Raw genomic sequence first — 2,325 nt, 5'->3', positions numbered from 1 at the left:
AGCATTTCCCTTTTACAGTCTATTGTCATAATATAACTACTTCAATAAAATTCAATGTTACTTTAATATAATTTATATATATATAATATATAATATATATTATAGTGTATAATATATATAGTATATAGTATAATATAGTATATAATAATAATATAATAATATAAAATAAAAGTTAATGCTTTATATTGACTGACCTTATCCAGAAAGAGTGAAGAGAAAGTTAAGACGTTTTTGTTATAAGAACCTGATCATAATCTTTTGAGGAGTGAAAGCAAGAACGACAATTTGCTGGCTAGTTCCATTCGCAATTTTTCCACAATCGCCTGCATCAAGCAAAAGATCTCTCAACAACCCATCTCTTTGGCAATACAACAATGGCTAAATTTGAAATGACTACATGAATTTATCATAAATTGCCATCGCACAAGTTGCCATACAACAAAGCCCATTGGGATCTACAGCCGCCGCTAGCGGAATGACAGTAGCTACAAACATTAAGAAATTTACCAAATCGAAAAAAAGGCAAAAAATCCCCAGTAGCGAGTTTTGACCCTCTAATAACTTGGCGCTGTAATAATGTTCTGACGCTTAGTTTAAGCGCGATTTGACTGCATGTTAAAACATTTAAAAGACGTGCAGCCCTAATAATTTCGCCAATAAATGCCTTAAATTTTTTACTGAATTTTTGTCGTTGATCCTGCAGGTCAAAAACAAGTTTTGAGTCAGAAATACCCTTAGTAGCATGGTAATGAGATTGATGGGAAGGGGAATTTATGCCAAATAACTACACCAATGATAGTTTTATTAAATATTTGTACAATTATTATTAAGATACTCCCTAATCTTCTTTAAATCTTCCCAAGCTAAACGTTTCTGGGCTGGCTGGCGAAGTAGGTAAGCTGGATGAAATATAGCAGATGTGGTAATTGAATGAGATAGATATTGGTTAGTGTACATATGAAACTTGCCACGCAAAGCTGATATAGTCTTTGTGTTGTCAAGAAGGCTATAACATGCGATCCCCCCCCCCCCCCCCCCCGACTAAAATTAGAATCTGTGGTGAAACCAGTGCAATATGCTGCTCTACAAATGGTCTGCACATATCAAGCTCTAGGTCGGTTGGTTTTCTATTACCTGGTGGACGCCAAAATACGGTGTTGCTTATGTATACTGTAGTGCGGTCGAGATTTGATCGCATTTAACATTTTGTCGAGCAGCATCCCGCTTGCACCACAAAATGGTTTGCCTTGCAGGTCTTCGTTTGCGCCTGGAGCTTCACCAACAAGCATAATTTTTGCATTTGGATTACCGTCGGAAAAAACAGTATTAGTTGCAGTTTTTTTTTATTTCACAACCTTCAAATGACTTAACTGCACTTCCTAGCTCATCTACACTACTACATTTACTTGCAAGTTTCCTTGCTTTAATTATCCAGTCACTTGGAAACATGGATTGTTTTTCTTTTTTTTTTTTCTGGATGGTAGGGGGCTGCACAAGTTTACTCTCTCTCTTCTTCTACTTTCTTTCCTTCTTCACCTTCCATTAGCGTGCAATCAATGCCCTCTTCATGGTAAAATTTTAATAAGTCTAGATCTTCATCGCTCATAGTACCTCTTAACCTTTTGTGCCATATCATATTTTAAATTAAACAAAATTTCTAAGGTACAATATACCATTTAAGTGATCTAGTTCATGCTGAATACATCTTGCAAGTCAACCACTAGCTTTTAGCCTCTGTTCCTTGTAATTTAAATTCTTATATTTCACATTTAAATACTTTGGACCCTTAATTTCATGGCTTTGCTCTGGAATTGAAAGAGACCCTTCTGTTGGTATTACTTGTTCATCGGACAGTTCTGTAATTTCAGGATTAATCATATAAAATTTGCCAACCGATTCATATCCTGCTGGCCCATCTTTGGCTTTTTCTGGCTGAATATCCATAACAAAAGCTCTCTTCAGCACCCCAACTTGCACTGCAGCAAGACAAAGACCTTCTGCATCGTACATAGTTTCAAACATATCGTTTACTAATTCTTTAATTTTATCGTTTATATCTGTTATTTCACTTGCGCGTGTAGTAAGCCTTTCGTCAGGGGCAATTACAATTGGTAATTTGTACATAAAATTATAATTCTATGCTTGATTTTTCCCTTTGTGTTGTTATTAATAATAAAGATTATTAATTATATATATTTATATATGTTTTAAAAATATTAAAGCAGTATTAGTTAAAAAGAATAATACATAGAATTGGAATAGAACAAGTTGTTTTTTTTTTTTTTTTTACTTATGGTAGTCGGCCATCTTTTATATGATGATCCA

2 pseudogenes are annotated in these 2,325 nt (G+C 34.3%); both read right to left on the bottom strand.

Annotated elements, in window-relative coordinates:
* Positions 1-804: 804 nt before the first annotated feature.
* Positions 805-1,606 (bottom strand): annotated as a pseudogene (locus HET73_RS07130) (uracil-DNA glycosylase).
* Positions 1,596-2,124, bottom strand: a pseudogene (gene def / locus HET73_RS07125) (peptide deformylase). The pseudogenes HET73_RS07130 and def overlap by 11 nt, the downstream one beginning before the upstream one ends.
* Positions 2,125-2,325 lie beyond the last annotated feature (201 nt).

The organism is Wolbachia endosymbiont of Atemnus politus, assembly GCF_013309895.1.
This window is presented reverse-complemented; position numbering and strand designations above follow the sequence as displayed.